Below are 24913 nucleotides of genomic sequence, written 5' to 3'. Positions count from 1 at the left end.
CGTTCACGCCGGTCAGCGGGCCGGCGGGCGTACCGGATCGCAGCAGGACGGAAGCAGCGGTGGCGGTCAGCGTCTCGGCAGTCGGTGCAGAGTGATCTCGTTCAGCCCTCCGTCGGCCACGACCAGGGTCATGTACGTGCAGTACGGCTGCCGCCTGCGGTCCGTCGGCGAACCCGGGTTCAGCAGGCGCAGACCACCCGGGCCGGTACTGTCCCAGGGGATGTGGCTGTGCCCGAAAACCAGGACATCCAGATCGGGAAAGCGCTCTGCGCAGCGGGTCTCCCGCCCCCGTGCCGTGCCCGTCTCGTGAACGACACCGAACCGCAGACCTCCCAGCTCCGCGCGGGCCACCTCGGGCAGCCGCTCGTGCAGCTCAGCGCCGTCGTTGTTGCCGGACACACCGATCAGCCGTCGCGCGCGCGCTGTGAGCAGGTCGAGAGTGGCGACATCGACCCAGTCCCCGGCGTGGATCACCACATCGGCCCGCCCCGCCTGATCCAGCAGCTCGGAGGGCAGGCGCTTGGCGCGTAGCGGCACATGGGTGTCGGAGATGAGAAGCAGGCGCACCGGCGGCGCTGTCGTTCCCGTCCCGGTCTCGGCACAAGCGGTGCCGGACTGCCTCACCCGACCGGAGCGGATGTTCACTCCTCGTAGTCCTCGGGAGAGATGCCGGCCTCTTGCATGGACTCGCGCATGCTCCGGCCCTCGCCGGCGCGCTTCTTCTCCGGTTCGCCGGGCTCGCCGACCACCTGGTCGGCGGGCTCCGTCCAGGGCCGGTTCTCCTCCGGAACGGTCATGGGCTTCTCCTTTCCGCTCTGTCCTCGTACGGTCGGCGTTCCGTTCCTCGTACGGCCGGTCCCGGCGGCACCCTCGGACGTCCGCACGACCGCCGGTCAGCTCACCAAGGACACACGTGCCCGAAAAAATCGGTCATTGCGCCGATTCCCCCGGACGGTGATGCGAAGCCGCGGGCCGCCTGCACCGCCCGTGCCCTGAGCGGGGACGCTGACCAGACCGGGCTGCGGGACCGGGTGACGGACCCCGTCTCGTGCGCGGCGTTCACCGGTGGGTGCGGAGCCCGTCGAGGATGAGCGCGAGCATGCGGGGTGCCCTGTCCTCGGGGCTGGACGCGGCGCGCCACAGGGCGCCGCTGAGCTGGAGGAAGTCCCCCGGGTCGGCGTCCGGGCGGATGCTCCCTTCCTTCTTGCCGGCGTCGAGGAGTTCTGTGATCGCGGCGATGACCGGTCCGTAGCTCTGCTCGTTGACTGCCTGGTACGCGCCCGGGCCGAGGGCATCACCGAGGCCGTGCTTTCTGCGCATGGCCTCGACGAGGTCGGTCGTCCAGTGGCGGAGTGCCTCCACGGGCGGCATCCGGGCCAGCAGATCGGGCACGGTGCCGATGATCCGTGCCACTTCGTCCTGGTAGACGGCCAGGACCAGCGACTCGCGTGTGGGGAAGTTGCGGTACAGGGTGCCCGCGCCGACTCCCGCGCGCTGGGAGATCTGATTCATCGACGTACTGCCGTCCGCCGCGAGCGCCTCACGTGCTGCGGCGAGGATGCGCGCCCTGTTCTCACGGGCGTCCGAACGGACCACAGGGACCTCACCTTGCTAAGTGGAGAGCTCTCCACTACGTTATTCGGAGACCTCTCCACCTACTCTAAGGAGTGTCATGCGTTACATCAAGCTCGGCATGACCGGCCTCGACGTATCCCCCATCGCGATCGGCGGGATGACCTACGGCGAGCCCGACCGCGGGCACCCCGTCTGGTCGAAGGGCGAACAGGACGCGCGCCCGCTCATCCGGCACGCGGTGGAGGCGGGGATCAACTTCTTCGACACCGCGAACATGTACTCGAACGGCTCCAGTGAGGAGATCCTCGGCCGGGCGCTCAAGGAGTTCGCCGACCGTGATGCCGTGGTGATCGCCACAAAGCTGCGCCATCCGATGCGGCTGGGACCCAACGGACGGGGACTGTCCCGCAAGGCGATCATGACTGAGGTCGACGGTTCGCTGCGCCGCCTCGGCACCGACTACATCGACCTCTACCAGATCCACCGCAACGACCACTCCACCCCGTGGGAGGAGACCCTGGAGGCGCTCAGCGACCTCGTGAGGGCCGGCAAGGTCCGCTACCTCGGTGCCTCGTCCATGCACGCTTGGGAGTTCGCGAAGGCGCTGCACCTGCAGAAGCAGCACGGCTGGGCGCGGTTCGTGTCGATGCAGGACCACTACAACCTCCTCGCCCGCGAGGAGGAGCGCGAGATGATCCCGTTGTGCCTGGACGAGGGCGTGGGCACGATCATCTGGTCGCCGCTGGCCCGCGGCCGCCTCACCCGCGCGTGGGACGACGCCCGTTCGACGGTGCGCTCCGGGACAGACGGCGCCTACGCGGACCTGCTCTACTCACCCGAGCAGGAGGCGTCCAACCACGCGATCATCGACGCGGTCGGGCAGGTCGCGGACGCCCACGGCGTCAGCCGCGCGCAGGTCGCGCTCGCCTGGCTGCGACGCCGGCCGGTCGTCACCGCGCCGCTGGTCGGTGCCGGCTCGATCCGGCAGATCGACGAGGCCGTGGCCTCCCTCGACATCGAGCTCACCGACGACGAAGCGCGCGCCCTGGAAGCCCCGTACACCCCCCGGTACGACTGGCAGGGCGTCTCGGAGGAAGCCGAGATGGAGGCCATCCGCAAGCGCGTCCCCGGAATGGCTCTCGCCTGAGTCCCGTCGCCCGCTCCGGCGCCGCTGCCCGCGCCGGGCGGGCGGGGCGTCGTGCTCACCGGGGCTGGATGGGGGACATCGGCCTGTTCGAGCACGCCGTGATCACGACCCTGCGCCATACGCCGGTGAACGCCGACGACCTGGTGGTGTCGGCCCGCGAGGGCGTCCTGCGGGTGCTGCGCGCGGCCCGCGACGCCCGCGTGCGCCGGGTCGTTCTGACAAGCGCCTTCGGCGCCATCGGGTTCGGGCACCCGCCACGCTCGACCCCGTTCACCGAGGAGGACTGGACCAACGTCGACAGAGACGTCCCGCCATGTGCGCGACGTCGCGGATCTGCACCTGCGCGCGATGACCGATCCGGCAGCCGCCGGCGAACGCGGCGGCGAGCCCGCCACGGCGAGTGTCGAGCAGAACCACCTTTTCGGCGCGTCCGGCCAGGATGCTTCCTCCAACGCACAGGTCAGTGCCTCACGGGAGGCACCGGTGTCTCGGCCGTCGATCCGCACCACCCTGCCAAGAGCCCCAGCAGCGATGTACGGCAGCGGCCGGTCCGCCGGCCAGTCGAGCAGTGCGACCCCGGTGTCCGGTCATCGCGCAGTGAGGACGTGCGCCCACGGCTCGTCGATGTCGGCCAGACCCAGCACGGCGACCACATTGTCGAGCATTCCGGCGCCGAACCAGAGCCGCACGGCGTCGTCGTCGCCCAGCAGCTGCTGAACTGTCTCGACCTGCTTGGCGTAGCACCGGCGCACGGCCTGTCCGACCAGTGGCTCGCCGGCGGCACAGTTCGCGTGCATGAGGAAACGCAGGATGGTCCGGTCCGCGACGAGCGCGGCGTAGGCGTCGCGCGCCGCGTCCAGCGCCGCCTCGGGAGCCAGTCTTGCCCTGTCCGACGTCGGCGACTGCGCGACCAGAGTTTCGGTCATCACGACGGACACGTGATCGACCGCCGCCGCGAACAGCGCTTCCTTGTTCGGGTACAGACGGTAGAGATACGGCTGAGAAATGCCGACCCACTCGGCTATCTCGTGCGTCGTCGTACCGTAGAAACCCTTCTGCCCGAAGCACTCGATCGCGGCGGCCGCGATGGCCCGACGTCGTTCGTCGCTCTTCGTACTGGTACCGGCGGCAGGCATGGGAATCAGTGGAACATGGCTCCCCTTCAGACTCCAAAAGTCACGCTGCGATCAGGGTCGGACGGCACCTCGCGGGGCGTGAGTGCCTCGATCGCCACCAGTGGGTTCCAGTAGTCCAGATAGTGGGTGATGAGCGCGTCGTCATCGGTCCGGACGACGGAGACGCACGTCTGCTCGTACGGCTTGCCCGTCGGGAGCGCGGTGCCCGTCGAGCGGAATTCGGCGATCACGAGACTCGGATCGACCGTTTCGTGGAACACCAGGTCGCCGAACTCGACGTCAAAGGTCTCGGGAAAGTGACTCATGTGCGCGAACAGCGCATCTCGCCCCGTCACCCGCCGAGGCATGCCGGCCGGCGCGAACGGGAACTCCAGGACCGCGTCCGGGCTGAACAACCGCACCCACTCATCGGTGCGCCCTGCGGCGGTCAGCCGCAGATGCTCGGCCAGGGCGTGCTGGGCGGCGGCGCGGCGGTTGCCGTTGTCTTCGTTGGCTCTCACGTTCACTCCTGCGTTAGTGGTCGATCAATAACGTACCACCCAAACGCCGCCGTCGAGCCACCAGCCCAGACGCCCACTTCTCGGAACGGGCGAGGCGCGTCCGCGGCCGGAGCGCCCGCCTCAGCGGCCGCTCCGGCCGCGGACGCTCAGGACGATGACGGAGACGAGGAACCAGAAAGCTCCGAAGGCTGAATATCCGGCGACGGTGGACAGGCCGCTCGTCGCCGAGGCGGACATGGCAGCGATACCGGCGCCGGCGAGGACGGACTGGGCGCCGCTGATGATCATGGGCCACTGGGCGCCGACGGTGCGCCGGCGTCGGACCGCTACGACGAGCTGGATCGCTCCGGACAGGAGGGCCCAGATGCCGAACACGAGAAGGGCCGCGCCGATGGTGGAGAGGACGGCGATGATCATCCCCAGGGTGGTGGCGAGGCCGACAGCCATGTTGACGGTGGCGACGCGGTTCGTGGTGCCGGGGCCGCTGCCGGCCATCCGACGTTCGAGGAGCGTGGCGACGACGTCCCACAGGGGGTACACGACAAGCAGCACGGCCGCGATCACGGTGGGCTCGTCCGGCGACACGAGCGAGGCGGAGGTCGTGAAGACGAGTGCCACCCAGAGCACGGAGAAGACGACTCGGATCAGGTAGAGCGATCGGAGCCCGGAGGGCGTGGTCGCGGTCGTGTTCGTGGTCGAAGTTATGGTGGTCTGGGTCATTGGGTCTCCCCTTTGCGGTCGTGATGGTGTGAGGCGGTCGCCTCGCCGAGAAGTCTCGGGGGCCTGGGTCAGGGCCGTGTACTTCGAACGAAGTAGTTCTCCCGCCTTCACCGGTCGAAGCGGATTCGCCGTCTACATCGTTCGAAGTACACGGCCACAGCACACGCGAACGAGAATCACGTCATGGTCAAGGCACAGAACGATCAGAACGGGCCCGCGACGCCCCTGTGGGTCCGCCGCCCCGAGGTGCTGCACCGCGTCGCCTATTCCGCGGCCGCGCTGGTGTTCTCCGGTCAGATCGCGGCAGTGGTACTACGGGGGTCGGGTTGGCCGACCGTCCTCTCCGTACTGCTCGCCGGTGGCGGTGTCGCCCTCTCGTGGTGGAGGCCGTGGGCAGGACTGGTCGTGACGAGCGCGGCGTCCTTCGCCGTCACAGCGGTGGGCCAGGATCCCCTGTCGGTGTGGATGATGGCGGTGCTCGTGCTGTTCTCGGCCACCCTCAGGGGAAAGCAGCCGCTGGCCGGCACCGTCATCGTGGCGGCGTTCTTCCTGGGCGCGTTCATGACGCTGGGGGGTTTCCGTGGTGGCGCGGTCGTGGGCGCCGCCGCCCTCTTCTCGGCCATAGCGGGAGGTGCGACCGGGGGCGCGCTGCACATCCATCGAGCCCACTGGTGGATCCTGGAGGAACGGGCCGAAAGCGCCATCGCGACCCGCGAGATCGAGGCCACCCGACGCGTGACCGAAGAACGACTCCGTATCGCCCGAGACCTCCACGATGTCATCGGCCACCAAGTCGCGATGCTGAGCCTGCATCTCGGTGTCGCGGAAATCGGGCTTCCCGAAGGCTCCGAATCGTCCCGGCAGGCCCTCGTCTCGGCCAGGTCCAGCGCCCGCACCGTCGTCATCGAAACACAACGGATCCTGGCGCTCCTCCGCCGCGAAGACGACATCTCCGACGACGAGGCGCTCCGGCCCATCCCGGCACTGAGCGGCCTGGAAGGACTTGTCGCCTCGTTCGAGAGCATCGGCCTCGACGTCCAGCCCTCCATCGAGATCCCCGCTGTTTTCGTGGAGCCCAGCATCGGCGTGACGGTCTACCGGGTCGTTCAGGAAGCACTGACGAATGCCTACCGGCATGGAGAGGGGACGGCAACGGTGGATGTGCGCGAGCGCGACGGCACGATCCGCGTCACCGTGGAGAACCGCGTCGGTTCGCCGCGCGGCTCCGCCCCCGGCAGCGGACTCGGACTCGTGGGGATGCGCGAACGCGTCGAGTCCTCCAGTGGGCGACTGACGATCGACAGTGACGGCGGGCGGTTCCGGGTCCGTGCGGAGTTCAGCCTCCTGGGAGCCGTCGTCCGATGACACGCATTCTGATCGTCGACGACCAGGACGACATCAGGGCGGGCATCCGAGCGATGCTTCTGCTCGACCCGAGTCTGATTGTCGTGGGTGATCTCTCCGATGGACTCCAGGCCGTCCCCTTCCTCCGAGTCCACCCCGTCGACCTGGTCCTGATGGACATCCGGATGCCCGGCATCGACGGTGTCGAAGCCACCCGCCGGATCCGCGAGGAGCACCGGCCCGAAAAGCTGCGGGTAATCGTGCTGACCACTTTCGACCAGGACGACATCGTTCTCGCCGCCCTTCGCGCAGGCGCGAACGGGTTTCTGAGCAAGACCGTGAGTCCTGCTGAACTCGTCGCCGGGATCACCGAGGTCATTGGCGGTGGTGGTGCGCTGTCCGCCGCCGCCACGGCCGCGCTCATCGGTCACATGACCGACAGTCCGCCCCCGGTGATCGACCAGGAACTGCTGCGGCGCTTCAGCGTTCTGACGCCCAGGGAGCGGGACGTGATCGTTCTCGTTGCGAGCGGACTCGGCAACGACGAGATCGCGGCCCAGTTGCACGTCTCTCCGTTCACCGTGAAGACGCACGCGGTGCGGGCCATGACAAAGGTCGGCGCACGTGATCGAGCGCAGCTCGTCTCGTTCACCTTCCGGGCCGGCCTCTACCCCTGAGCCTGCCGAGCAGGACGTACCGCGGCGGTCGCCCGTGATCCGGACGCCTCGGTACGGGGCTCAGTCCCCGCCACCACCGCCGCCCCCGCAGGAGTGACCGGAGCCGTGCGTGTCGGAGTCGTGGTCCGAGTCGTTGTCGGAGTCGAGCGCCTTGCCCAGCCTGATCAGGGCCCTGCCCAGCCCGGAAGGAATTTCGGCGTCCCTCACCACGTGGCTCAGCCGCCGGTCCGGGACGGCTGCGGGGCCCTCGAAGACGTACGCGGGAAAGGTCCCCTCTCGTGCGGCGGTCTCCAGACTCTCCCGCCCGGCGTGGGTGAGGCGGTTCCGGTGGCGGGTGCGCAGACCGTGTGCGACGAGCCGGCGTTCGATCTCGGCCGTCTCGGCTCCGCGTGCCACGTCGGCAAGTACCGACGCCACGCTCCTGCTCCAGGGGCAGAGCGCGACCAGGGCCCGTTCGACCGGGTGGTGCGCCCCTTCCCCCGCCGGCCAGTCCGTGCTCTCCACCGCGCGCACGCGCGGGCCGAGGAGCGTGATGACGCTCCGCCCGCGCAGTCCTATGAGCGCCGTCTCCGCCACGCGCCTCGCTCCACCCGCGAGATGGGCGATGTCGTACTGGTCCAGTGCCGGCGTGGCCGCCGTGGCCTGCCGCCGGAATATGCTCCCCATCGGTAATGCCCCCCGTTCCGCTGTCTTCCGTGCCCCTGCCGCTTCCCCTGTCATCAGTGTCGTCGGATCCGCCCCCGGCCAACCCCGCCGGAGCCATTCTCAGAGCAGGAATTGAGGGTCCGGACCGGACCTGCTCCGGCGGTCCCTGTCCGCGTTCCGGCAAGGGTCATGTCGGCGCGGTACGTCCATCGATGTCGCGCGCGGCGAGCGGATGCGGAGCCGCGCTCTCGGTGATGCGCAGGGGGATGGCGATCCGTTGGCGGGGCCCTGTCCGAAGCGAGTTCGCGACAGGCACCTTCAGCCGGCCGGCGACGTTGCTACGGTTCGCGCATGGCGCACTATCCCGCATCCGTCTGGATCAGAGCCTTTGCCTATCCTGCTATTTTGGTCGGTTTTGTATTGTTTCTGTTCTTTGCGCATGCCGTATTCAGTGATCACGAAGTCGATTGCGACGGGCAGGAAATGAATCCCGGCCAGGTGTGCGGCGCGAATGCCCTGACGGGCGGGGGCGGGCGGTCGTACGAGTCGATGGCGACAGAGGCTTCCGTGAACAGAGGGCTCGGCTACGCGGGAATGGCGCTTCTCACTGCCGGAATTCCGAGTGCCGTCTTCGTCGAGGTGCGGAGCTGGCACCGCGGCGGCGACTGGTGAGGTAAGACTTCCCGTCCAGGGAGCGCATGGCGGCCGTCAACGGGCGGACTCGCCGGTGAACTCGCGTACGCGGCTGTCACCGACTCCCGGTTACGACGGGAACGACGACCGCGTGTCGCGGCAGGGCGGCTTGCAGGCCATGACTACCGCCACCGCGCCGCGAACGCGCGAGCCGGCCGGTGGTCGCGCCTCGGCGGCTGCGCTCCTCAACTCTCCGGGCGGGACGGCCCCGAGGCAGTCCGCACGGTTGAGCTCGTCGCACGCGCCGCTGACGATCCGCTGCCACCGCGGTGACGGCCTCGTCCTGGACGAGCTTCACCAGCCGGTGTCCCTCATCGCGATCCAGGCGGGTCTGCGCCGGTTTCCCCGACAGTGCGGGGGCGTTGTCATGGTCGTGCCCAATACGGAGCCGGTGGAGCACTTGTCATGCCTGCCCGGCTCGCTGAATCACTGGAGCGCCGCGAGCTGTCTCCGGATCGGTCACCGGACCGGGGCGACCTGGAGCGACCCATGTTGTTAACAGAAGCTTTAACAATGTCTTGGCAGGCCAGACGGACAGAACCCGCGTAAAACGGATGAGCCGAAGATTGGGACTCCCCAACCAGCACATCGTGGGCTTAACTTATGTTCTATGACCTCCCCCCGCGCCACCTACGGCGGCGGTTACTACACCGCGCCGTCGTTCCCGGACACCCCGATCTACGACTCCCTGGTCGCGGAGCGGGGCACGCCTCAGATCGCCCCGATCCGAGTGCCTTCCGCCTACGACACGGGCAACAGCTATCTCCCGGCGCTGCCCGCCGCGCTGCCCGCCCTCCCGGCGGCTCCCTCTCATCCCGCGCCCGCCTACGGCGGCTACCAGCAGCAGCCGATGCAGCAGCCCATGCCGCTCCAGCACGCGCCGGCGCCGTACATCCCGCAGCAGGCGCCGCCGCGCGGCTACCAGGCCGCCCAGCCCCAGCCGCAGCCGCAGCGTCCGATGCCCGGCACGGGGTACGAGGCGATGCGCCCGGCCGCTCCCCGGCCGGCGCCCGCGCCGCCCACCCAGTACGACGACCCGTACAACCGGCCTTACCAGAACCGGGGGTACTGACGGGCGGGACACCAGCGACCGGTGACAGGATGACGTCATGTCGATGCCGGTCCGTCCCGTTCTGCACGCCCTGCGCGTGCACCCGGTCAAGTCAATGGCCGGAATCACTCTGGACAGCGCGTTCGTCGAGCCCTGGGGACTTGCGGGCGACCGCCGTTGGGCACTGATCGACGAAACGGGGAAGGCGGTCACACAGCGCCAGCAGCCGCGGCTGGCGCTCGTACAGGCCGAGCCGCGGCCGGACGGCGGGATCCGGCTGCGCGTGCCGGGACTCGGGCCGCTGGGCGTGGACGTCGGCGTGCCGGAGGCCGCCGACACGGTCGTGGCGGACATCTTCGGGACCAAGGTCGAAGCGGTTCTCGCCGGTCCCGGCGCGGACGGTGTGGAGGTGCACGGCCTGCTGAGCGCGTACCTCGGGGTGGAGGTCCGGCTGGTGCATCTCGACGACCCGGCCGTGCGCCGGCCGGTCAATCCGCTGTACGCGCGGCCCGGGGAGACGGTCAGCTTCGCGGACGGGTTTCCGCTGCTGGTCACCACGGTGGCCTCGCTCGACGCCCTCAACTGCCTGATCGCTCAGGGGGATCACGCGGAGGAGGGGCCGCTCCCGATGGACCGGTTCCGGCCGAATCTCGTCGTCGCGGGCACGGCGCCCTGGGCCGAGGACGACTGGCTGCGCCTCGGCGTCGGCGAGGTCACTTTCCGTGTCGCCAGGGCCTGCGGCCGGTGTGTCGTCACCACCACCGACCAGCGCACGTCGGAGCGCGGCAGGGAGCCGCTGCGCACTCTCGGACGGTACCGCCGGTTCGACGGCAGGCTGATCTTCGGACAGAACATCGTCCCCGAGTCCACCGGCACCGTCCGGGTGGGCGATCCGGTGACCGTTCTTGACTAGAGGTGACCGTTCTTGGGTGACCGTTCTTGAGTGACTCGGGTGAACGGCCCCGGAGGATCCTCGCCACCGCCACCGCCACCGCCACCGCCACCGCCCGCGACCGGCGACCGGCGACCGGCGACGCCCGCCAGGTGCCCCGCCTCCCACCGGTACCGCCCGGCCGCCGGAGGCCGCCGGGTCCGGGCGTGAAGACGCCCGGCGGGGGAACACGACCCGGCGACGGGCCCGTTGACGCATGGGGCACCGTGGTGAGCTTGCTCTCTCTTCGTACCCGTCACGCGTAAACCGTGCTGCCCGCGGCTAAGACGGACACGGAAGGGGGTGCGGGACTGTGCGATCGATCGCGGGACTCTGGCGCTGGCGGCGCAACCCCCTGCGCCGGGTTACCGATCTTGTGGAAGCGTGGGTGGCCCTGACGGCGGTGCTGCTGTTCGCCGTGGCGACACCGGCGACGGGCTGGATCTGCGGGACGCTCATCGATTCGTCCCTCCAGCGGACGGCGCGCCTCCAGCACGAGCAGCGGCACCGGACGACCGCCGTGGTGACCGGCCCCTCCTCGGAGCGGCACCGCGACGCGTTCGACACCGAGTCCGCCTCCACCCATGAGGCGGGCAGCCGGGTGACCGCCACGTGGCGGGCGGCCGATGGCAGGACACACACCGGCACGGTCTCCGCGCCGCTGCGCGCGCCCCGTCCCGGCGAGACGTTCGACATCTGGGCCGATGAGCAGGGCAAGCAGGTGCGCGGTCCGATGAACGGGACCAGCGCCCGCGTCCACGCCATTCTGGCCGGATTCGGTTCTGCCGCGCTGGCCGCCGGGCTGGTGGAATCCCTGCGGCGGCTGATCGTATGGCAGTTGAAACAGCGGCGATACAAACGGCTCGACCGGGCCTGGGCCAAGGCCGGTCCTGACTGGGGTCGTACCGGCGCGGGGAGCTGAGACCCGCCGCTTGCGTCAACTCAGCGCCTCGACGCGCGCTACGGTGGTGCCCGCCCGGTCCGTCGTTGCGGCCGGGGTCCCGGGCAGGTACCCGGGACGGCACAACACGCGCACGCACGAGGCGGGGGCACAACAGCGCCATGGCACAGGGCACGGTCCAGGTGACGCACACCGGAACATCGCGTTGGCGGCGCCGCACAGGCGAATACGCTTCCCTCGCCGGGGCCCTGGAGGCCGCCGGCGACGGCGACATCCTCACCATCGCCCCGGGCACCTACCGGGAGAACCTCGTGGTGGCGCACGCGGTCACGCTGCGCGGCCCGGAGGGCTCGCTCGGCTCCGTACGCATCGCGCCCGCCGACGGGGTGCCGCTGACCCTGCGCGCGTCGGCCACCGTCCAGGACCTCCATATCGAGGGCCAGGACACGACAGCCCCGGCACTGCTCGTCGAGGACTGCACCCCCGAGCTGCTGGATCTGCGGGTGGTGACCCGCTCCGCGGCGGGCATAGAGGTGCGGGGTTCGGCCCGCCCCACGGTCCGCCGCTGCACCGTCGACAATCCGGCCGGTGTGGGCATCGCCGTACTCGACGGGGCGGGCGGGGTCTTCGAGGAGTGCGAGATCGTCGCGGCGGGGCAGTCGGGCGTCTCGGTGCGCGGCGGCGGACACCCTCGGCTGGAACGCTGCCGGATCCACCACTCCTCGGGGTCCGGCCTGTCCGTCACCGGCGACGGCAGCGGCCTGGAGGCGATCGGCTGCGAGGTCTACGAGATCAAGGGCACCGGGGTGCAGATCGCCTCCCGGGCCTCGGCCCATCTCAGCGACTCCTCCGTGCACCGGACCTCGGCCGACGGCATCACCCTCGACACCGACGCGGTGCTCACCCTCTCCGACTGCGACATCCACGACGTCCCGGAGAACGCCGTCGATCTGCGGTCCCGTTCGGTGCTGACACTGACCCGCTCCACGGTCCGCCGGTTCGGCCGCAACGGCCTCTCCGTCTGGGACCCGGGCACCCGCGTCGACGCCAACCAGTGCGAGATCCAGGACAGTACGGGTGACTATCCGGCCGTCTGGGTCAGCGACGGCGCCACCGCCGTCCTGGAATCCTGCCGGGTCCACGACGTCCCGGACGCGCTCTTCGTCCTCGACCGGGGCTCGCGCGTCGACGTGGTCGACAGCGACCTCTCCCAGGTCCGCAACACGGCGGTGTCGGTGAGCGACGGCGCGACCGCGCAGCTCGACGACTGCCGTATCCGGGAGGCATCCACCGGGGCCTGGTTCCGGGACCACGGCAGCGGCGGCACGCTCAGCTCCTGCACGATCGACTCCGTCCAGACCGGCGTCATCGTCACCAAGGGCGCCGACCCCACCATCGAGCGCTGCACGGTCACCTCGCCCGCCGAGGCCGGTTTCTATGTGTCCGCCGAGGGCCGCGGCACCTTCCACAACTGCCGGGTGACGGGCAGCGGCGGCTACGGCTTCCATGTGATGGACGGCTGCCGTACGACACTCAAACGGTGCCGCACCGAACGTTGCGCGCGCGGCGGATACGACTTCGCGGAGGACGGGCCGACCGTCGAGGACTGCACCAGTGACGAGAGCGGCGTCCTGACGCCCACGCCGGAATCGCCGTCCGTGCTGACCGCGACCCAGTCGGCCGGGGTTCTCGGCGCGATCCCCACCGGTCAGGCGGGCACGTCCGCGACCGTCACCAGTGCCGCGCCCACCGTCCCCGTCGCCGTCCGGACCTCGGAGGAGGTCCTCGGGGAACTGGACACCCTGGTGGGCCTCGAAAGCGTCAAGCGCGAGGTCCGGGCGCTCACCGACATGATCGAGGTCGGCCGGCGCCGCAAGGAGGCGGGTCTCAAGGCGGCCTCGGTGCGCCGCCATCTGGTCTTCACCGGCTCTCCCGGCACCGGCAAGACGACCGTGGCCCGGCTGTACGGCGAGATCCTGGCCTCGCTCGGTGTGCTGGACAGCGGACACCTCGTCGAGGTCTCCCGGGTGGACCTGGTGGGCGAGCACATCGGCTCCACCGCGATCCGCACCCAGGAGGCCTTCGACCGGGCGCGCGGCGGGGTGCTGTTCATCGACGAGGCGTACGCCCTCTCCCCTGAGGACTCCGGGCGGGACTTCGGCAAGGAGGCGATCGACACCCTGGTGAAGCTGATGGAGGACCACCGGGAGGCGGTGGTCGTGATCGTCGCGGGCTACACCGCCGAGATGGAGCGGTTCCTCACCGTCAACCCCGGGGTGGCGTCCCGTTTCTCCCGCACCATCACCTTCAGCGACTACATCCCCGAGGAACTGCTCCGGATCGTGGAGCAGCAGTCCGAGGAGCACGAGTACCGGCTGGGCGAGGGCACGGCCGAGGCGCTGCTCAAGTACTTCACGGCGCTGCCCAAGGGCCCTGCCTTCGGCAACGGCCGTACCGCGCGGCAGACCTTCGAGTCCATGGTGGAGCGGCACGCGGGCCGGGTCGCCCAGCTTCCGGAGACCAGCACGGACGATCTCACCCTGCTCTACGCGGACGATCTGCCCGAGCTGCCCTGAGCGCCTCGCTCGTCGCCGCGCGACTGCCGCGGCACCGCCGCCGGCGGCAACCGGTCGAGCAGTGCCGCGCGTTCCTCGGCGAAGGCCGGATCGGCCTGGTAGTCGGAGTGCCCGAGGACCGGCTCGGGCAGCGGGTGCAGCACCGTACGGCTGTAGGCCAGCGGATCCGTCAGCGGCCCCCGGTCCACCTCGGGACGGCCGCCGCCGGCGGGGATCCGCACGGGCCCGCCGATCGGGTCGGTGGCCCGCCAGAGATTGCGCCAGCAGTGCACTTCCCGGCTCAGGTCGCGCAGCGGCCCGGCGCCGAAGTAGGCCGGAAACCAGCGGCCGTAGAGCCGCTCCAGCGGTGAGCCGTAGGTCAGCAGCGCCACCCGGAGCCGGGTGGCGGCCCGGAGCTGCCAGACGGCCGCGGCGGCCAGCACACTGCCCTGCGAGTGGCCGGAGAGCACCAGCCGGCCGCCGGTGCGGCGGGTCCACGACTCTATTCGCCAGGTGAGGTCGGGGACGGCGCGCTCGGCGTAGCAGGGCGGTGCGAAGGGATGTGCGGCGCGCGGCCAGAAGGTGCCGACGTCCCAGAGGATGCCGATGGTGCGCCGGGCAGAGGCGTCCCGGTAGGCGCGACGGCCCCAGGTGACGAAGAGAATGAAACCGAGGCCGATCAGCCAGGAGCCCAGCGCCTGCGCGGTGTCAGCCACCGACTCGACGAAGGAGTCGGTGCCTTCCGCCGCCTGTCCGGGGACCTCACCGCTCATCCAGGAGCCGGCGACCGCGGCGGCGCCGAGCAGCAGGGCCGCGCCGGCGAGAAGCGCGACCAGCCGGGGAGCCGTGTCGGTGAGGGCTGCCCTGGCCCGGACACCCGCGATCTGCCGGGTGCGGATGGAGTCCGGTGTCACCTGTCCGTATTCGGCCTCCACCACCGGGGCCAGCGCGCGGGCGGCCCGTACGGTCCGCACGACGAGGACGGCGAGCGGGACCAGCAGCAGCACGAGCAGCACCGGGATGGCCGCGGCCTGCCAGCTCAGCAGCACCGGCGGGCCCAGGATCGCGCCGCCGCCCATGCCCGGTGTGGCCTCGCCGTCGAGCCAGTCGGCGACGCGCTGGGCGACCCCGCCGGTCATCACCCCGCCCAGCGCGCACGCGAGCATCGCGACGGCCGGTCCGGCGAAACCCCGCATCGCGGTCCTCGGCTGCGGCACGCGGCGGTAGAGCGCGCGGGCCGTGACGGCGAGCGCGACGATCAGCGCGACCTGCGCCAGCGCGATCGCCTGGAAGGCGGCGTCGCCGGGAAGGGTGCCGGTGGAGATCCAGCGCGGCCGGGACCAGGCGGCGAAGAGCACGGACAGGCCCAGCAGGACCAGCGCCGCGGACGGCAGCCGGCTGATCACGGCGCGGTCGAGGGTGCCGTCGCGGCGGCGCTCACTGCGCCCCCTGCTGCACACCACCCAGAGCACAACGGCCGCGCAGACGGCGATCGTTGCCCGCAGCAGGGCACCGAGGAGCGCGGTCACACCGCCGGTGTCGCGGTCGTATTCCGCGACGGCCGCGGTGAGCGCGGCGGCCACGGTGAGGAATCCGGCGGCGGTGTGCGCGGCGCGGAGCCGGGCGACGAGCCGGCGGCCGTACCAGAATCCGGGACGGCCGAGCGCGGGCCGTACCCGCACCGGATCCTCCCCCGCGGCCGGTACCGGCCGGTGCTCGTCCACACTGCCGCCGGAGTCCTCCGGGGCCTTCTGAGTACGCTCCCGGGGCCGCTCGTCGGTGGGTGGGCGCTGGGCCTCGTACGCGCTCCACGTCCGGTTGGACAGGTACCACAGCAGTCCCACCAGTGCCGTGGGCACCAGCGCCGCGAGGGCCAGCCGCCGTCCCGGCTGCGACCACCAGCCCTGGCCCTCCGGGGAGAGGAAGCCGAGCCAGGAGTGGTCTGCGACACACGCCCGGGAGCCGGCGCACTGCCACGCCGTCAGGTCGAGGGCGACCTCGCAGGCCGAGGCCGTCAGCAGCACGGTGAGCGTGAGGGCGACCAGGCGTACGAGCACGCCGTACAGCCGCTGGGACGTGCCCAGCCCCTTGGTGGCAGGCCGCATCCAGTGGGCGAGGTTGACCACCATGAAGGGGAGGAGCAGCAGCCACAGGGCCCGGGAGCCGTCGCCCGAGGTGAGGTTGGACCAGCAGTACGCCTCGCGGACCGGCTGGTCCCGGTACCGCTCCGGGTGGCGCTCGGCGTCGGTGTCGTCGGCCCGGCGGTACACGGCGGCCGTCTCGTCACCGGTGATCCTGACCGTGCGCGGATCGTCGAGCGTCTCCTGCGGGGTGGCCCCGCCGACGCCGTGGACAAGCAGTTCGAGCGCGGCTTCACCGCTCCGCGGATCCGGTGTCTCAGGGGGCACTTCGGTGGCTCGCTCTCGGAGTGGCGGGATCGGCCGGCGCGGCCGGCGCGACGGGGCGGAGGGGAACGCCCGTCAGCATTCCGGATCCGGGCCGTTCGCCGCCGGGCCCTCACGGAATCTCCCCGGCCTCCGACCCCGCCAACCCCGGACCGGCGCACCGGCCGGGGCCCCGTGGGAGGATGAGGGACCCCTGACGATCGGACAGCGACGATCGGACGGCCAGGACCGCCGGGTACGCGACGGCGGATGACGACGCGGAAGGACCGGCCCGGCGGTGAACGACAACCAGAACCTTCTCGCGGAGCAGCGCCGTGCCATGATCCTCGACGAGGTGCGCCGGCGCGGCGGGGTCCGGGTCAACGAGCTGACGCGGAAGCTCAATGTGTCCGACATGACCGTGCGCCGGGATCTGGACACACTGGCCCGCCAGGGAGTCGTCGAGAAGGTGCACGGCGGCGCTGTGCCGGTGGTCGAGGCGAGCACGCACGAGCCGGGGTTCGAGGCGAAGTCGGCGCTGGAGCTGAGCGCCAAGGAGGACATCGCTCGTGCGGCGGCCGCCATGGCGGTGCCGGGCAGTGCCATCGCGCTGTCCGGCGGGACCACGACCTACGCGCTGGCCCAGCATCTGGTGGACGTGCCGGATCTGACGGTGGTGACCAACTCGGTGCGGGTGGCCGATGTGTTCCATGCCGCCCAGTCGGCCGGAGCGGCGGGCGGCCGGGGCCCCGGCGCGGCCATGGTGGTGCTCACCGGAGGGGTGCGCACGCCCTCGGACTCGCTGGTGGGTCCGGTGGCCGACCAGGCGATCCGTTCGCTCCACTTCGATGTGCTGTTCCTCGGTGTGCACGGCATCTCGGTCGAGGCCGGTCTGTCCACACCGAACCTGGGTGAGGCGGAGACCAACCGCCGGTTCGTGCGGGCCGCTCGCCGGGTGGTGGTCGTCGCCGACCACACGAAGTGGGGCACGGTGGGCCTGAGTTCCTTCGCGACGCTGGAGGAGGTCGACACCCTGGTCACGGACGCGGGGCTGCCGGAGCGGGCCCGCCGGGAGATCGCCGAACATCTGCCGGGCCTGGTGGTGGCGGGCGAGTCCGACGACCGCCCGGCCACGCCCGGCGGCGGCTGAACCGGCCGGCGGGCGGCGCCCGGCGCCCCGGCTTACGATCGCCGGGTGAGCGCCTTCCGCATCGACCGCACCACACCGCTGTCCGCCGACGAGGCGTGGCGGCGGCTCACCGACTGGCCGGCGCACGCGGACCAGGTCCCGCTGACGACCATCTCCGTACTGACCCCCGGGCCCACCCGCGTGGGGACGGTCTTCGTCGCCCGCAGCGCGCTCGGCCCCGCCGGGTTCGACGACCGTATGGAGGTCGTCCGCTGGCAGCCGCCCGCTCCGGGCCTGCCCGGCCACTGCCGGCTGGAGAAGCGCGGCCGGACCGTTACGGGCTGGGCCGAGATCCAGGTGCGCGGCGAGGAGGGCCACACCCGGGTGCGCTGGGAGGAGGAGCTGGTCGTCGGCCGGCTGCCGCGGCTGCTGGATCCGCTGACCGCGCGGGCGGGGCAGATGGTGTTCGGGCGGGTGGTCGGACGGCTGCTGCGCGGCTGAACGGGCCTTCCTCGCCCGCCCCATGACGACCCGTCAGGTACCGCGCGCCGGGTCCCGGCGGGTACCACGCCCCCGTACGCCGGGGGTTCACGGCTCTCAGTCCGGCCAGACACCGTTCGCCAGGAAGTGGTCGAGCGTGACCGTGTACGGAGCGATGTCGAGGCCCTGCCGGGCGAGCCAGGTGTCCGCGTAGTACTTGTCGAGATACCGGTCGCCCGGGTCGCAGAGCAGGGTCACCACACTGCCCTGGCGGCCCTCCTCGACCATCTCGGCGACGATCTTCAGCGCGCTCCACAGGCCGGTGCCGGTGGAACCGCCCGCCTTGCGGCCGATGGCGCGCTCCAGGGCTCGTACGGCGGCGATGCTCGCCGCGTCCGGCACCTTCATCATCCGGTCGATGGCGCCGGGCACAAAGCTCGGTTCCATCCGTGGTCGGCCGATGCCCTCGATCCGGGAACCGTGCTCACTGGTCGCCAGCGCGTCGTGCCGCGCCCAGCCGTCGAAGAAACAGGAGTTCTCCGGGTCGGGGACACAGATCCGGGTGTCGTACTGCATGTAGTGGACGTAGCGGGCGATGGTCGCCGAGGTCCCGCCGGTGCCGGCCGTGGCGACGATCCAGGCGGGCTCCGGGTAGCGCTCCAGCCTGAGCTGCTGGAACATCGATTCGGCGATGTTGTTGTTGCCCCGCCAGTCGGTGGCGCGCTCCGCGTAGGTGAACTGGTCCATGTAGTGGCCGCCGGTCCTGGCGGCCAGACCGGCCGACTCCTCGTAGAGCGTCCGCGAGTCGTCCACGAAATGACACTGCCCTCCGTGGAATTCGATCAGCCGGCACTTCTCGGCGCTGGTGGTGCGCGGCATGACCGCGATGAACGGCACACCGATCAGCTTCGCGAAATATGCCTCGGAGACGGCGGTCGATCCGCTGGACGCCTCGATCACCGGCTTGCCGGGCCGGATCCAGCCGTTGCAGAGACCGTAGAGAAACAGCGAACGCGCCAGCCGGTGTTTGAGACTGCCGGTCGGGTGGGTCGACTCGTCCTTGAGATAGAGGTCGATGCCCCAGTGCTCGGGCAGGGGGAACCGCAGCAGGTGGGTGTCGGCCGAGCGGTTCGCGTCGGCCTGGACCTTGCGTACGGCTTCCTTGAGCCAGGCGCGGTACTCGGGATCGCTGCGGTCCACATCGACGGTGGCCGCGGCCCCCTGCCCGCCGGGCGCCATGGACCGGCCGCCGTCGCTCGCCCTGCCATCGCCCGCTCCCACGGTGCCCTGCTGCGTCATGCGTGCCGTTCCTCGCCTCGTCGACATGGTCTCCGGCCCCCACAGTAAGCCCACCACCTGCACAAACACCGACTTGGGGGATCCATAGGGATGGCTTCTTGATCACCCGGGACGCGCTCTGGTGCGCGCTGGAATCCTTGTGCAGACTTCTCTGAGGGGGACGAGCGCGGAGGGGGTTGAGGGGCCATGGCGGAGCCGGAGTTCAGCGCGAGCGGGGTGCGCATCGTGCGGTGGCCGCGCTCGCTCACCACCGCCGGCCAGGTCCTGATCCAGGACGGCAGTCTGGCGCTGCTGACCAGCTACGGCCGGGTGATCGACAGCGCTCCTCTGCGGGCCGTGCGCGCCGCGAGGCCCTGGTTCGCGGGGCGCGGCGGCGCGGTCGCCACGGTCAACGGGACGCGCTACCGGCTGACCATGGGCCAGCGCGGCCGCCGGCCCGACGCCACGGCGTTGGCCGGGCGATTCCTGGAAGCAGTGCGCCGGGGGCGACGGGAGAGAGGCTGATCCGCCGCGAGTTGCGGAGCGCAATCCGCTGGTTCACTCTGGTCTCACATCACTCAGGGTTAACCGGCGGTGACGTTGCGGTAGATCCCCGCCGGGCGCAGGAACAGCAGTGAGTCCGCTGCTGTTTCCCATCCTTCGTCGTCTTCCGGACCTCATTCGGGGAGTCGCAGCCGTGATCAGCCGGCCCAGCAGGCACTGCACGGTGGAGCTCCAGGCCCTGCCGTCGCGGATCGGTCAGGTCCGCAGAATCATCTCGGCGCAACTGCGCTACTGGCATCTTGATCCCTTGATCGACCAAGCGGCTCTCGGCGTCACCGAGCTGCTGACCAATGTCCACCGGCACGCCCAGCCGGACAAGATATGCACCGTCGACGTGGAGCTGCTCCTCGAACGGCTCATGGTCTCGGTCAGCGACCATGATCCGCGGCTGCCCACGGTCAACCACGCCCAGCCCTTCGACACCGGCGGCCGCGGTCTCGCGCTGATCGCGGCCGTGAGCGAGAGCTGGGGCGTACGCCCCCGGGGCGACACGGGAAAGAGCATCTGGTTCACGCTTCCCGCGCCGCCCTCCGCCCTGGCCCCGCCGCTCCGCGCGGTGTACGGGGCGACGACCGACGGCCCTTTCCGGGGGACGCAGTTCATCGCCCTGACCGGGGAACACGGCCACGCCGCCGCCCGGTCGGCCGTGGTCGGCTGAGCCGGTCCGGCCCGCCGGGTCGGACCGCGTGGCACAGGGCCACGCGCTCCGACCCGGCTGCTCGGGACGGCCGGCCCCCGCGGCCGTACGGCCGCACCCCCTGCCCGTACGGCCGAGCTCTCCCCCGGCACGTCGTTCCGGACCGCGCCCATCCCTCGCCGGCCGCCCTGGTTTCTGTACCTACTAGTATGTACAGTAAGGATGTGAGCACTCCCGACCGACTGATCGAGGCCACCCGCGAGCTGTTGTGGGACCGGGGCTACGTCGGCACGAGCCCCAAGGCGATCCAGCAACGGGCCGGCGCCGGCCAGGGCAGCATGTACCACCACTTCACGGGCAAGCCCGAGCTGGCGCTCGCCGCGATCCGGCGCACCGCCGGGGAGCTTCGGGCGACGGCCGAGGCCGCGCTGCGCGGTGACACGGCCGACGACGGCGCGGCTTCCGCCTACGACCGGATCTCGGCCTATCTGCGCCGCGAGCGCGAGGTGCTGCGCGGCTGTCCGGTGGGGCGGCTGACCATGGACCCGGACATCATGGCCGACGAAACCCTGCGCGCGCCGGTGGACCAGACGCTGGACTGGCTGCGCGAGCGGCTCGCGGGAATCGTCGAAGAGGGCCTGGAGCGGGGCGAGTTCACTCCTGGGCTCGACGCGGAGGAGATCGCGTCGGCCATCCTCGCGACCGTACAGGGCGGCTATGTGCTGGCGCGGGCCTCCGGATCGCCGGCCGCCTTCGACTCGGGTGTCCGCGGGCTGCTCGCCCTGCTCGCCCCGAACCGTCCCCGCGCGTAAGGAAGTTGCCCGCCTCCGGGCAAGGGCCGGACGCGGGCCGCACACACCACTCCGACCGGGAGCACCCGATGCATGCCATGCAGTACGAGATCACCCTGCCGGCCGACTACGACATGGAGATCATCCGCAAGCGTGTCGCGACCAGGGGCCATCTCCTCGACGACTTCCCCGGCCTCGGTCTGAAGGCGTACCTGGTCCGCGAGCGTGGTGCCGGCTCACCGGTGAACCAGTACGCGCCGTTCTACCTCTGGGCCGACCCCGAGGGCATGAACTCCTTCCTCCTGGGGCCCGGATTCGACGGTGTCGTCCGCGACTTCGGCCGGCCCGAGGTCCAGCACTGGACCGGTCTCACCCATGCGGAGGGCCCCGCCCGCGCCGGCGTCCCGCGCACGGCCGTACGCCGCCGCCGGCCCGTCCCCGAAGGCACCTCGCTGTCCTCGGTGGTCGAGGAGGCGACGCGGGAGACGGAACACCTGGCCACGCTCGACGGAGTGGTGTGCGCGTCGCTCGCCCTCGATCCGCGCCGCTGGGAGCTGCTCCACATCACGCTCTGGGAGGACGGCACCCCGCGGGAGGTCGGCGAATGCTACGAGGTACTGCGTGTGTCCCAGCCGCACCGGGCGGAGCTGAGCCGGGGCGCCCGGCGCTGAGCGGTACGGCGGCGGCCCGGGGTCAGCGGGTGAGCGCGCCCAGTGGGTCGTCGAGCACCGGCTGCCAGGCGAGTTCGGCCGCCCCCACCAGACTGTTGTGGTCGAGCGTGCAGGGCAGGATGGGGACACCGCCGCCGCGTCCCCACAGGCTGCGGTCGGCGACGACGGCGCGCAGCCGTTCGGGGTCGGCGCCGAGCAGTTCCCGGTGGAGTCCGCCGAGGATGATCCGGTCGGGGTTGAGGATGTTGACCAGCCCCGCGAGCCCCAGGCCCAGCCGGTCGATCAGTTCCTCGGTGGCGGCCCGCACGGCGGGGTCCGCGTACTCCGTGAGAAGCAGATCGCGGGACTGCTGGAGCAGCGAGACCTCGGGGCCCGGCACCCGGCCGGCCGCTGTCAGGAAGGCGAGCGGATCGGCCTCGACGTCGAGACATCCCCTGCTGCCGCAGTAGCAGGGCCGTCCCTCGGGATTGACCGTGAGGTGACCCACTTCGAGCGCGAGGCCCGAACTGCCGGTGTGCAGGCGGCCGTCGAGCACCAGCGCGCCGCCCACACCGCGGTGGCCGGTGGCGACGCAGAGCAGATGCTGGGCGCCGCGGCCCGCGCCGTGCCGGTGCTCGGCGAGCGCGGCGAGATTGACGTCGTTGCCGGTGAAGGCGGGGCCTTCGATGCCCGCCTCGCGTACCAGCCCGGCGAAGATCTCCCGGACCGGCGCACCGGCCGGCCAGGCGATGTGCAGCGGGTTGAGCGCGGTGCCCTCCGGCTCGGCGACCGCGGAGGGCACGGCGAGTCCGGCGCCGACACAGCGCCGTCCGCTGGTGCGCAACAGCACGGCGCCCGCCTCGACGACTTCCCCGAGCACCTGGGCCGGGTCGGCCGTGACCGTGCTCCGGACGGGGGCGGTGGCGACCGTCCGGCCGCCGAGTCCCACCAGCGCGGCCCGGAAGCCGTCCGCGTGGACCTGCGCGGCGAGGACGACGGGCCCCTGGTCGTCGACGGACAGCCGGTGCGAGGGCCGGCCCTGGGAGCCGGCGGCGGCGCCCGGCCGGGAGTCGACCCGGATCAGACCGAGGGCTTCCAGTTCGGCCGCGACGGCGCCGGCCGTGGCACGGGTGACACCCAGCTCCGAGGTGAGCACGGCGCGGGTGGGCGCGCGTCCCGTGTGTACCAGTTCCAGTGCCGGGCCGAGCGCGCCCCGGCCTCTCTCCAGCCTCGTCCTGGTGGTGGTCGCCTTGCCGTTCATGGGGGCGAGTCTCCCATGATCCGAAGGCGCTGCGGACGCCTTGTACCGAAGGGGGCAGGGACCCTATGCTCACTTTGTGTCAGACCTAAACAAAAGGGCTCCCGCAAGAACAGGAAGCGACACGGCTCCGGCCGCCCGGTCGCCCCTCTCCCGCCTCCGCGCCCTGCTGACCGTGTTCTTCGCCCTCGACGGCTTCATGTTCGCCGGCTGGGTCGTCCGTATCCCCGCCATCAAGCAGCAGACCGGCTCCTCGGCGAGCGATCTCGGGCTGGCCCTCCTGGGCGTCTCGGCGGGCGCCGTGGTGACGATGGTGTTCACCGGCCGGCTCTGCCGCCGGTTCGGCAGCCATCCGGTGACAGTCGTGAGTGCGGTACTGCTCTCACTGAGCATCGTGCTGCCGCCGCGGGCCCACTCGGCCCTGTCGCTCGGTCTGGTGCTGCTGGTCTTCGGCGGCGCGTACGGCGCGCTCAATGTCTCCATGAACAGTGCGGCGGTCGATCTGGTCGCGGCCCTGCGGCGGCCGGTGATATCCAGTTTCCACGCCGCCTTCAGCCTCGGCGGCATGGCCGGAGCCGGGCTCGGCGGGCTGGTCGCGGGAGGGCTCTCCGCCACCGTCCATCTGCTCCTCCTGGCCGGCGTCGGGCTGCTGGTCACCGCCGTGGCGGGGCCCGCGCTGCTGCGCCACCCCGCGCCCGTCCCGGACCGGCCCGCGACAAGTGCGGGCCCCCGGCGGCTCGACGCGGGCGCCCGGCGGCTGGTGGTGCTCTTCGGGGTGATCGCTCTGTGCACGGCCTACGGCGAAGGCGCGATGGCCGACTGGAGCGCCCTGCACCTCACCCAGGATCTCGACGCCGCCCCCGGCGTCGCGGCAGCCGGATACTCGCTCTTCGCTCTCACCATGACCGTGGGACGGCTGTCAGGCACGGCCCTGATGGAGCGCCTCGGCCAGACCCGCGCCCTGGTCGGCGGCGGTGTCACGGCCGCCCTCGGCATGCTGCTGGGCGCCCTCGCGCCGACCGTCTGGGCGGCGCTGGCGGGTTTCGCCGTCGCGGGTCTCGGCCTCGCCAATATCTTTCCCGTGGCCATCGGCCGCGCGGGCGCGCTGGCGGGCCCCGGCGGGGTCGCCGCCGCGTCCACCCTCGGCTACGGCGGCATGCTGCTGGGACCGCCCGCGATCGGATTCCTCGCCGACTGGTTCTCGCTGCCGCTCGCCCTGACCACGGTGGCCCTGCTGGCGGCCGCCGCCGCGCTCATCGCGTACGCGGCGCCATACACCCCGGCGCAGCGGGCAGGTGAGTAGTCGTACTCAGGCGTGACCGTTCGATTCATCCCACCCTGGAAGCCAACTCATCAGGAGGAGAAAGCCATGATCTCCGAACGGCTTACCGGACTCGCGCGGCTGACCTTCGGCAACCGGGCTTCCCAGGTCTACCTCGGCGTTGTCGCCGCGGTCGCCGTGTTCGTCGCGATCGACACACTTCTCGTGCGCCACGACGACGCCTCGTTCGCCGGAGTGTGGCTGTTCTTCGTCGCCGCGCCGACCGTGTTCGGCTTCTTCGTGGGCGGCGGGCTGTTCAGCGAGTCGGTCCTCGACTCCGGTCCTTTCCTCGGCACCGCGCTCGTGCTCTCGGTACTGATCCAGGCCGCGGCCCTGGGCGCCTTCGTACGACTGCTGCGCGACCGGCCGAGCGGCGGGCATCCCCGCGAAGCCTGACCTGCGGCAGGCCGGGCGGAGCGGGCGCGGGCCTGCCGGGACGCCGACCCGCGGGGGGGCGGCGTGGCGGGGGGGGGGGGGAAAACCCCCGGCCGGGGTTTGGGGGTGTGGGTGCGGGAGGATCGCACGGACGCTGGCGCGCCCGGGCTG

The 24913-nt window shown here is 71.3% G+C and carries 26 protein-coding genes and 1 pseudogene; 17 read left to right on the top strand and 10 right to left on the bottom strand.

The features are described from left to right. Positions 1-66 precede the first annotated feature (66 nt). The 3 genes from ABZ707_RS06240 to ABZ707_RS06230 all read right to left on the bottom strand — a co-directional run bounded on the left by ABZ707_RS06240 (position 67) and on the right by ABZ707_RS06230 (position 1596). Positions 67-567: a metallophosphoesterase gene (locus ABZ707_RS06240; protein WP_360168632.1), complete on the bottom strand. Its 501-nt coding sequence runs from the start codon at positions 565-567 to the stop codon at positions 67-69. 74 nt (positions 568-641) lie between these two features. Beyond that, positions 642-797, bottom strand: a complete 156-nt coding sequence (locus ABZ707_RS06235; RefSeq protein WP_360168629.1) for a hypothetical protein — start codon at positions 795-797, stop codon at positions 642-644. Between the two features lie 262 nt (positions 798-1059). Next, positions 1060-1596 (bottom strand): TetR/AcrR family transcriptional regulator, encoded by a 537-nt coding sequence (locus ABZ707_RS06230; RefSeq protein ID WP_360168626.1) that lies wholly within the window; start codon positions 1594-1596, stop codon positions 1060-1062. A 76-nt stretch (positions 1597-1672) separates the two neighbouring features. Here ABZ707_RS06230 and ABZ707_RS06225 point away from each other — a divergent pair, with 76 nt between their 5' ends. Both ABZ707_RS06225 and ABZ707_RS06220 read left to right on the top strand, forming a co-directional pair. Further along, positions 1673-2722 (top strand): aldo/keto reductase, encoded by a 1050-nt coding sequence (locus ABZ707_RS06225; protein WP_360168623.1) that lies wholly within the window; start codon positions 1673-1675, stop codon positions 2720-2722. Between the two features lie 107 nt (positions 2723-2829). Then, positions 2830-3100: pseudogene (locus tag ABZ707_RS06220) on the top strand (hypothetical protein); the annotation flags it as partial. 209 nt (positions 3101-3309) lie between these two features. On the opposite strand, the gene ABZ707_RS06215 reads toward ABZ707_RS06220, so the two are convergent. The 3 genes from ABZ707_RS06215 to ABZ707_RS06205 form a co-directional block, all read right to left on the bottom strand. After that, the gene (locus tag ABZ707_RS06215) at positions 3310-3858 is read right to left on the bottom strand and encodes a TetR/AcrR family transcriptional regulator (RefSeq protein ID WP_360168620.1); all 549 of its coding nucleotides are present in this window, start codon (positions 3856-3858) and stop codon (positions 3310-3312) included. Positions 3859-3884: 26 nt separating this feature from the next. Beyond that, a complete protein-coding gene (locus ABZ707_RS06210) occupies positions 3885-4364 on the bottom strand; it encodes a nuclear transport factor 2 family protein (protein WP_360168617.1) in 480 nt (159 codons plus the stop codon). A 114-nt stretch (positions 4365-4478) separates the two neighbouring features. Beyond that, the gene (locus ABZ707_RS06205) at positions 4479-5078 is read right to left on the bottom strand and encodes a DUF308 domain-containing protein (RefSeq protein WP_360168614.1); all 600 of its coding nucleotides are present in this window, start codon (positions 5076-5078) and stop codon (positions 4479-4481) included. A gap of 183 nt (positions 5079-5261) precedes the next feature. On the opposite strand from ABZ707_RS06205, the gene ABZ707_RS06200 reads away from it, so the two are divergent. Together ABZ707_RS06200 and ABZ707_RS06195 are read left to right on the top strand one after the other, a co-directional pair. Continuing rightward, positions 5262-6443: a histidine kinase gene (locus ABZ707_RS06200; protein WP_360168611.1), complete on the top strand. Its 1182-nt coding sequence runs from the start codon at positions 5262-5264 to the stop codon at positions 6441-6443. Then, positions 6440-7099, top strand: a complete 660-nt coding sequence (locus ABZ707_RS06195; protein WP_360168608.1) for a response regulator transcription factor — start codon at positions 6440-6442, stop codon at positions 7097-7099. Before ABZ707_RS06200 ends, ABZ707_RS06195 begins: the two co-directional genes overlap by 4 nt. 60 nt (positions 7100-7159) lie before the next feature. Here ABZ707_RS06195 and ABZ707_RS06190 read toward each other — a convergent pair whose 3' ends face one another. Beyond that, positions 7160-7765: a TIGR04222 domain-containing membrane protein gene (locus ABZ707_RS06190; RefSeq protein ID WP_360168605.1), complete on the bottom strand. Its 606-nt coding sequence runs from the start codon at positions 7763-7765 to the stop codon at positions 7160-7162. Between the two features lie 330 nt (positions 7766-8095). Here ABZ707_RS06190 and ABZ707_RS06185 point away from each other — a divergent pair, with 330 nt between their 5' ends. The 5 genes from ABZ707_RS06185 to ABZ707_RS06165 all read left to right on the top strand — a co-directional run bounded on the left by ABZ707_RS06185 (position 8096) and on the right by ABZ707_RS06165 (position 13896). Then, positions 8096-8416 (top strand): hypothetical protein, encoded by a 321-nt coding sequence (locus ABZ707_RS06185; RefSeq protein WP_360168602.1) that lies wholly within the window; start codon positions 8096-8098, stop codon positions 8414-8416. A gap of 631 nt (positions 8417-9047) precedes the next feature. Beyond that, positions 9048-9509, top strand: a complete 462-nt coding sequence (locus ABZ707_RS06180; RefSeq protein ID WP_319682664.1) for a DUF6643 family protein — start codon at positions 9048-9050, stop codon at positions 9507-9509. Positions 9510-9552: 43 nt separating this feature from the next. Next, the gene (locus ABZ707_RS06175) at positions 9553-10401 is read left to right on the top strand and encodes an MOSC N-terminal beta barrel domain-containing protein (protein WP_360169859.1); all 849 of its coding nucleotides are present in this window, start codon (positions 9553-9555) and stop codon (positions 10399-10401) included. A gap of 331 nt (positions 10402-10732) precedes the next feature. Continuing rightward, positions 10733-11341: a hypothetical protein gene (locus tag ABZ707_RS06170; RefSeq protein ID WP_360168599.1), complete on the top strand. Its 609-nt coding sequence runs from the start codon at positions 10733-10735 to the stop codon at positions 11339-11341. Between the two features lie 140 nt (positions 11342-11481). Next, complete coding sequence (locus ABZ707_RS06165) at positions 11482-13896, top strand: right-handed parallel beta-helix repeat-containing protein (protein WP_360168596.1); 2415 nt, start codon at positions 11482-11484, stop codon at positions 13894-13896. Here the strand turns inward: ABZ707_RS06165 and ABZ707_RS06160 are convergent. Then, a complete protein-coding gene (locus ABZ707_RS06160) occupies positions 13866-16283 on the bottom strand; it encodes a hypothetical protein (protein WP_360168593.1) in 2418 nt (805 codons plus the stop codon). The two genes, ABZ707_RS06165 and ABZ707_RS06160, sit on opposite strands and share 31 nt — an antisense overlap. Positions 16284-16557: 274 nt before the next feature. Between ABZ707_RS06160 and ABZ707_RS06155 the strand changes: the two genes are divergently transcribed. Further along, positions 16558-17409: a DeoR/GlpR family DNA-binding transcription regulator gene (locus ABZ707_RS06155; protein WP_360168590.1), complete on the top strand. Its 852-nt coding sequence runs from the start codon at positions 16558-16560 to the stop codon at positions 17407-17409. A gap of 45 nt (positions 17410-17454) precedes the next feature. After that, a complete protein-coding gene (locus ABZ707_RS06150; protein WP_360168587.1) occupies positions 17455-17889 on the top strand; it encodes an SRPBCC family protein in 435 nt (144 codons plus the stop codon). A gap of 96 nt (positions 17890-17985) precedes the next feature. On the opposite strand, the gene ABZ707_RS06145 is transcribed toward ABZ707_RS06150, so the two are convergent. Further along, on the bottom strand, positions 17986-19107 hold the full coding sequence (locus ABZ707_RS06145; protein ID WP_360169856.1) for a PLP-dependent cysteine synthase family protein: 1122 nt from the start codon (positions 19105-19107) through the stop codon (positions 17986-17988). Between the two features lie 246 nt (positions 19108-19353). On the opposite strand from ABZ707_RS06145, the gene ABZ707_RS06140 reads away from it, so the two are divergent. The 4 genes from ABZ707_RS06140 (at position 19354) to ABZ707_RS06125 (ending at position 21809) form a co-directional block, all read left to right on the top strand. Continuing rightward, on the top strand, positions 19354-19671 hold the full coding sequence (locus ABZ707_RS06140; protein ID WP_360168584.1) for a hypothetical protein: 318 nt from the start codon (positions 19354-19356) through the stop codon (positions 19669-19671). Positions 19672-19843: 172 nt separating this feature from the next. After that, a complete protein-coding gene (locus ABZ707_RS06135) occupies positions 19844-20368 on the top strand; it encodes an ATP-binding protein (protein ID WP_360168581.1) in 525 nt (174 codons plus the stop codon). Between the two features lie 188 nt (positions 20369-20556). Further along, positions 20557-21159 (top strand): TetR/AcrR family transcriptional regulator, encoded by a 603-nt coding sequence (locus ABZ707_RS06130; protein ID WP_360168579.1) that lies wholly within the window; start codon positions 20557-20559, stop codon positions 21157-21159. A 68-nt stretch (positions 21160-21227) separates the two neighbouring features. Further along, positions 21228-21809 carry a DUF4865 family protein gene (locus ABZ707_RS06125; protein ID WP_360168576.1) on the top strand — a complete coding sequence of 194 codons (582 nt, stop codon included), beginning with the start codon at positions 21228-21230 and terminating at the stop codon, positions 21807-21809. A 22-nt stretch (positions 21810-21831) separates the two neighbouring features. Here ABZ707_RS06125 and ABZ707_RS06120 read toward each other — a convergent pair whose 3' ends face one another. Then, complete coding sequence (locus ABZ707_RS06120) at positions 21832-23049, bottom strand: ROK family protein (protein WP_360168573.1); 1218 nt, start codon at positions 23047-23049, stop codon at positions 21832-21834. 172 nt (positions 23050-23221) lie between these two features. Between ABZ707_RS06120 and ABZ707_RS06115 the strand changes: the two genes are divergently transcribed. Together ABZ707_RS06115 and ABZ707_RS06110 are read left to right on the top strand one after the other, a co-directional pair. After that, positions 23222-24349: an MFS transporter gene (locus ABZ707_RS06115; protein ID WP_360168570.1), complete on the top strand. Its 1128-nt coding sequence runs from the start codon at positions 23222-23224 to the stop codon at positions 24347-24349. A gap of 66 nt (positions 24350-24415) precedes the next feature. Beyond that, positions 24416-24763 (top strand): hypothetical protein, encoded by a 348-nt coding sequence (locus ABZ707_RS06110; RefSeq protein WP_360168567.1) that lies wholly within the window; start codon positions 24416-24418, stop codon positions 24761-24763. The last annotated feature ends 150 nt before the right edge of the window (positions 24764-24913 follow it).

Source organism: Streptomyces sp. NPDC006923, assembly GCF_040635655.1.
Classification (GTDB): domain Bacteria; phylum Actinomycetota; class Actinomycetes; order Streptomycetales; family Streptomycetaceae; genus Streptomyces.
The sequence above is the reverse complement of the archived record's forward strand: the minus strand, read 5'-3'. Positions and strand labels throughout refer to the sequence as shown.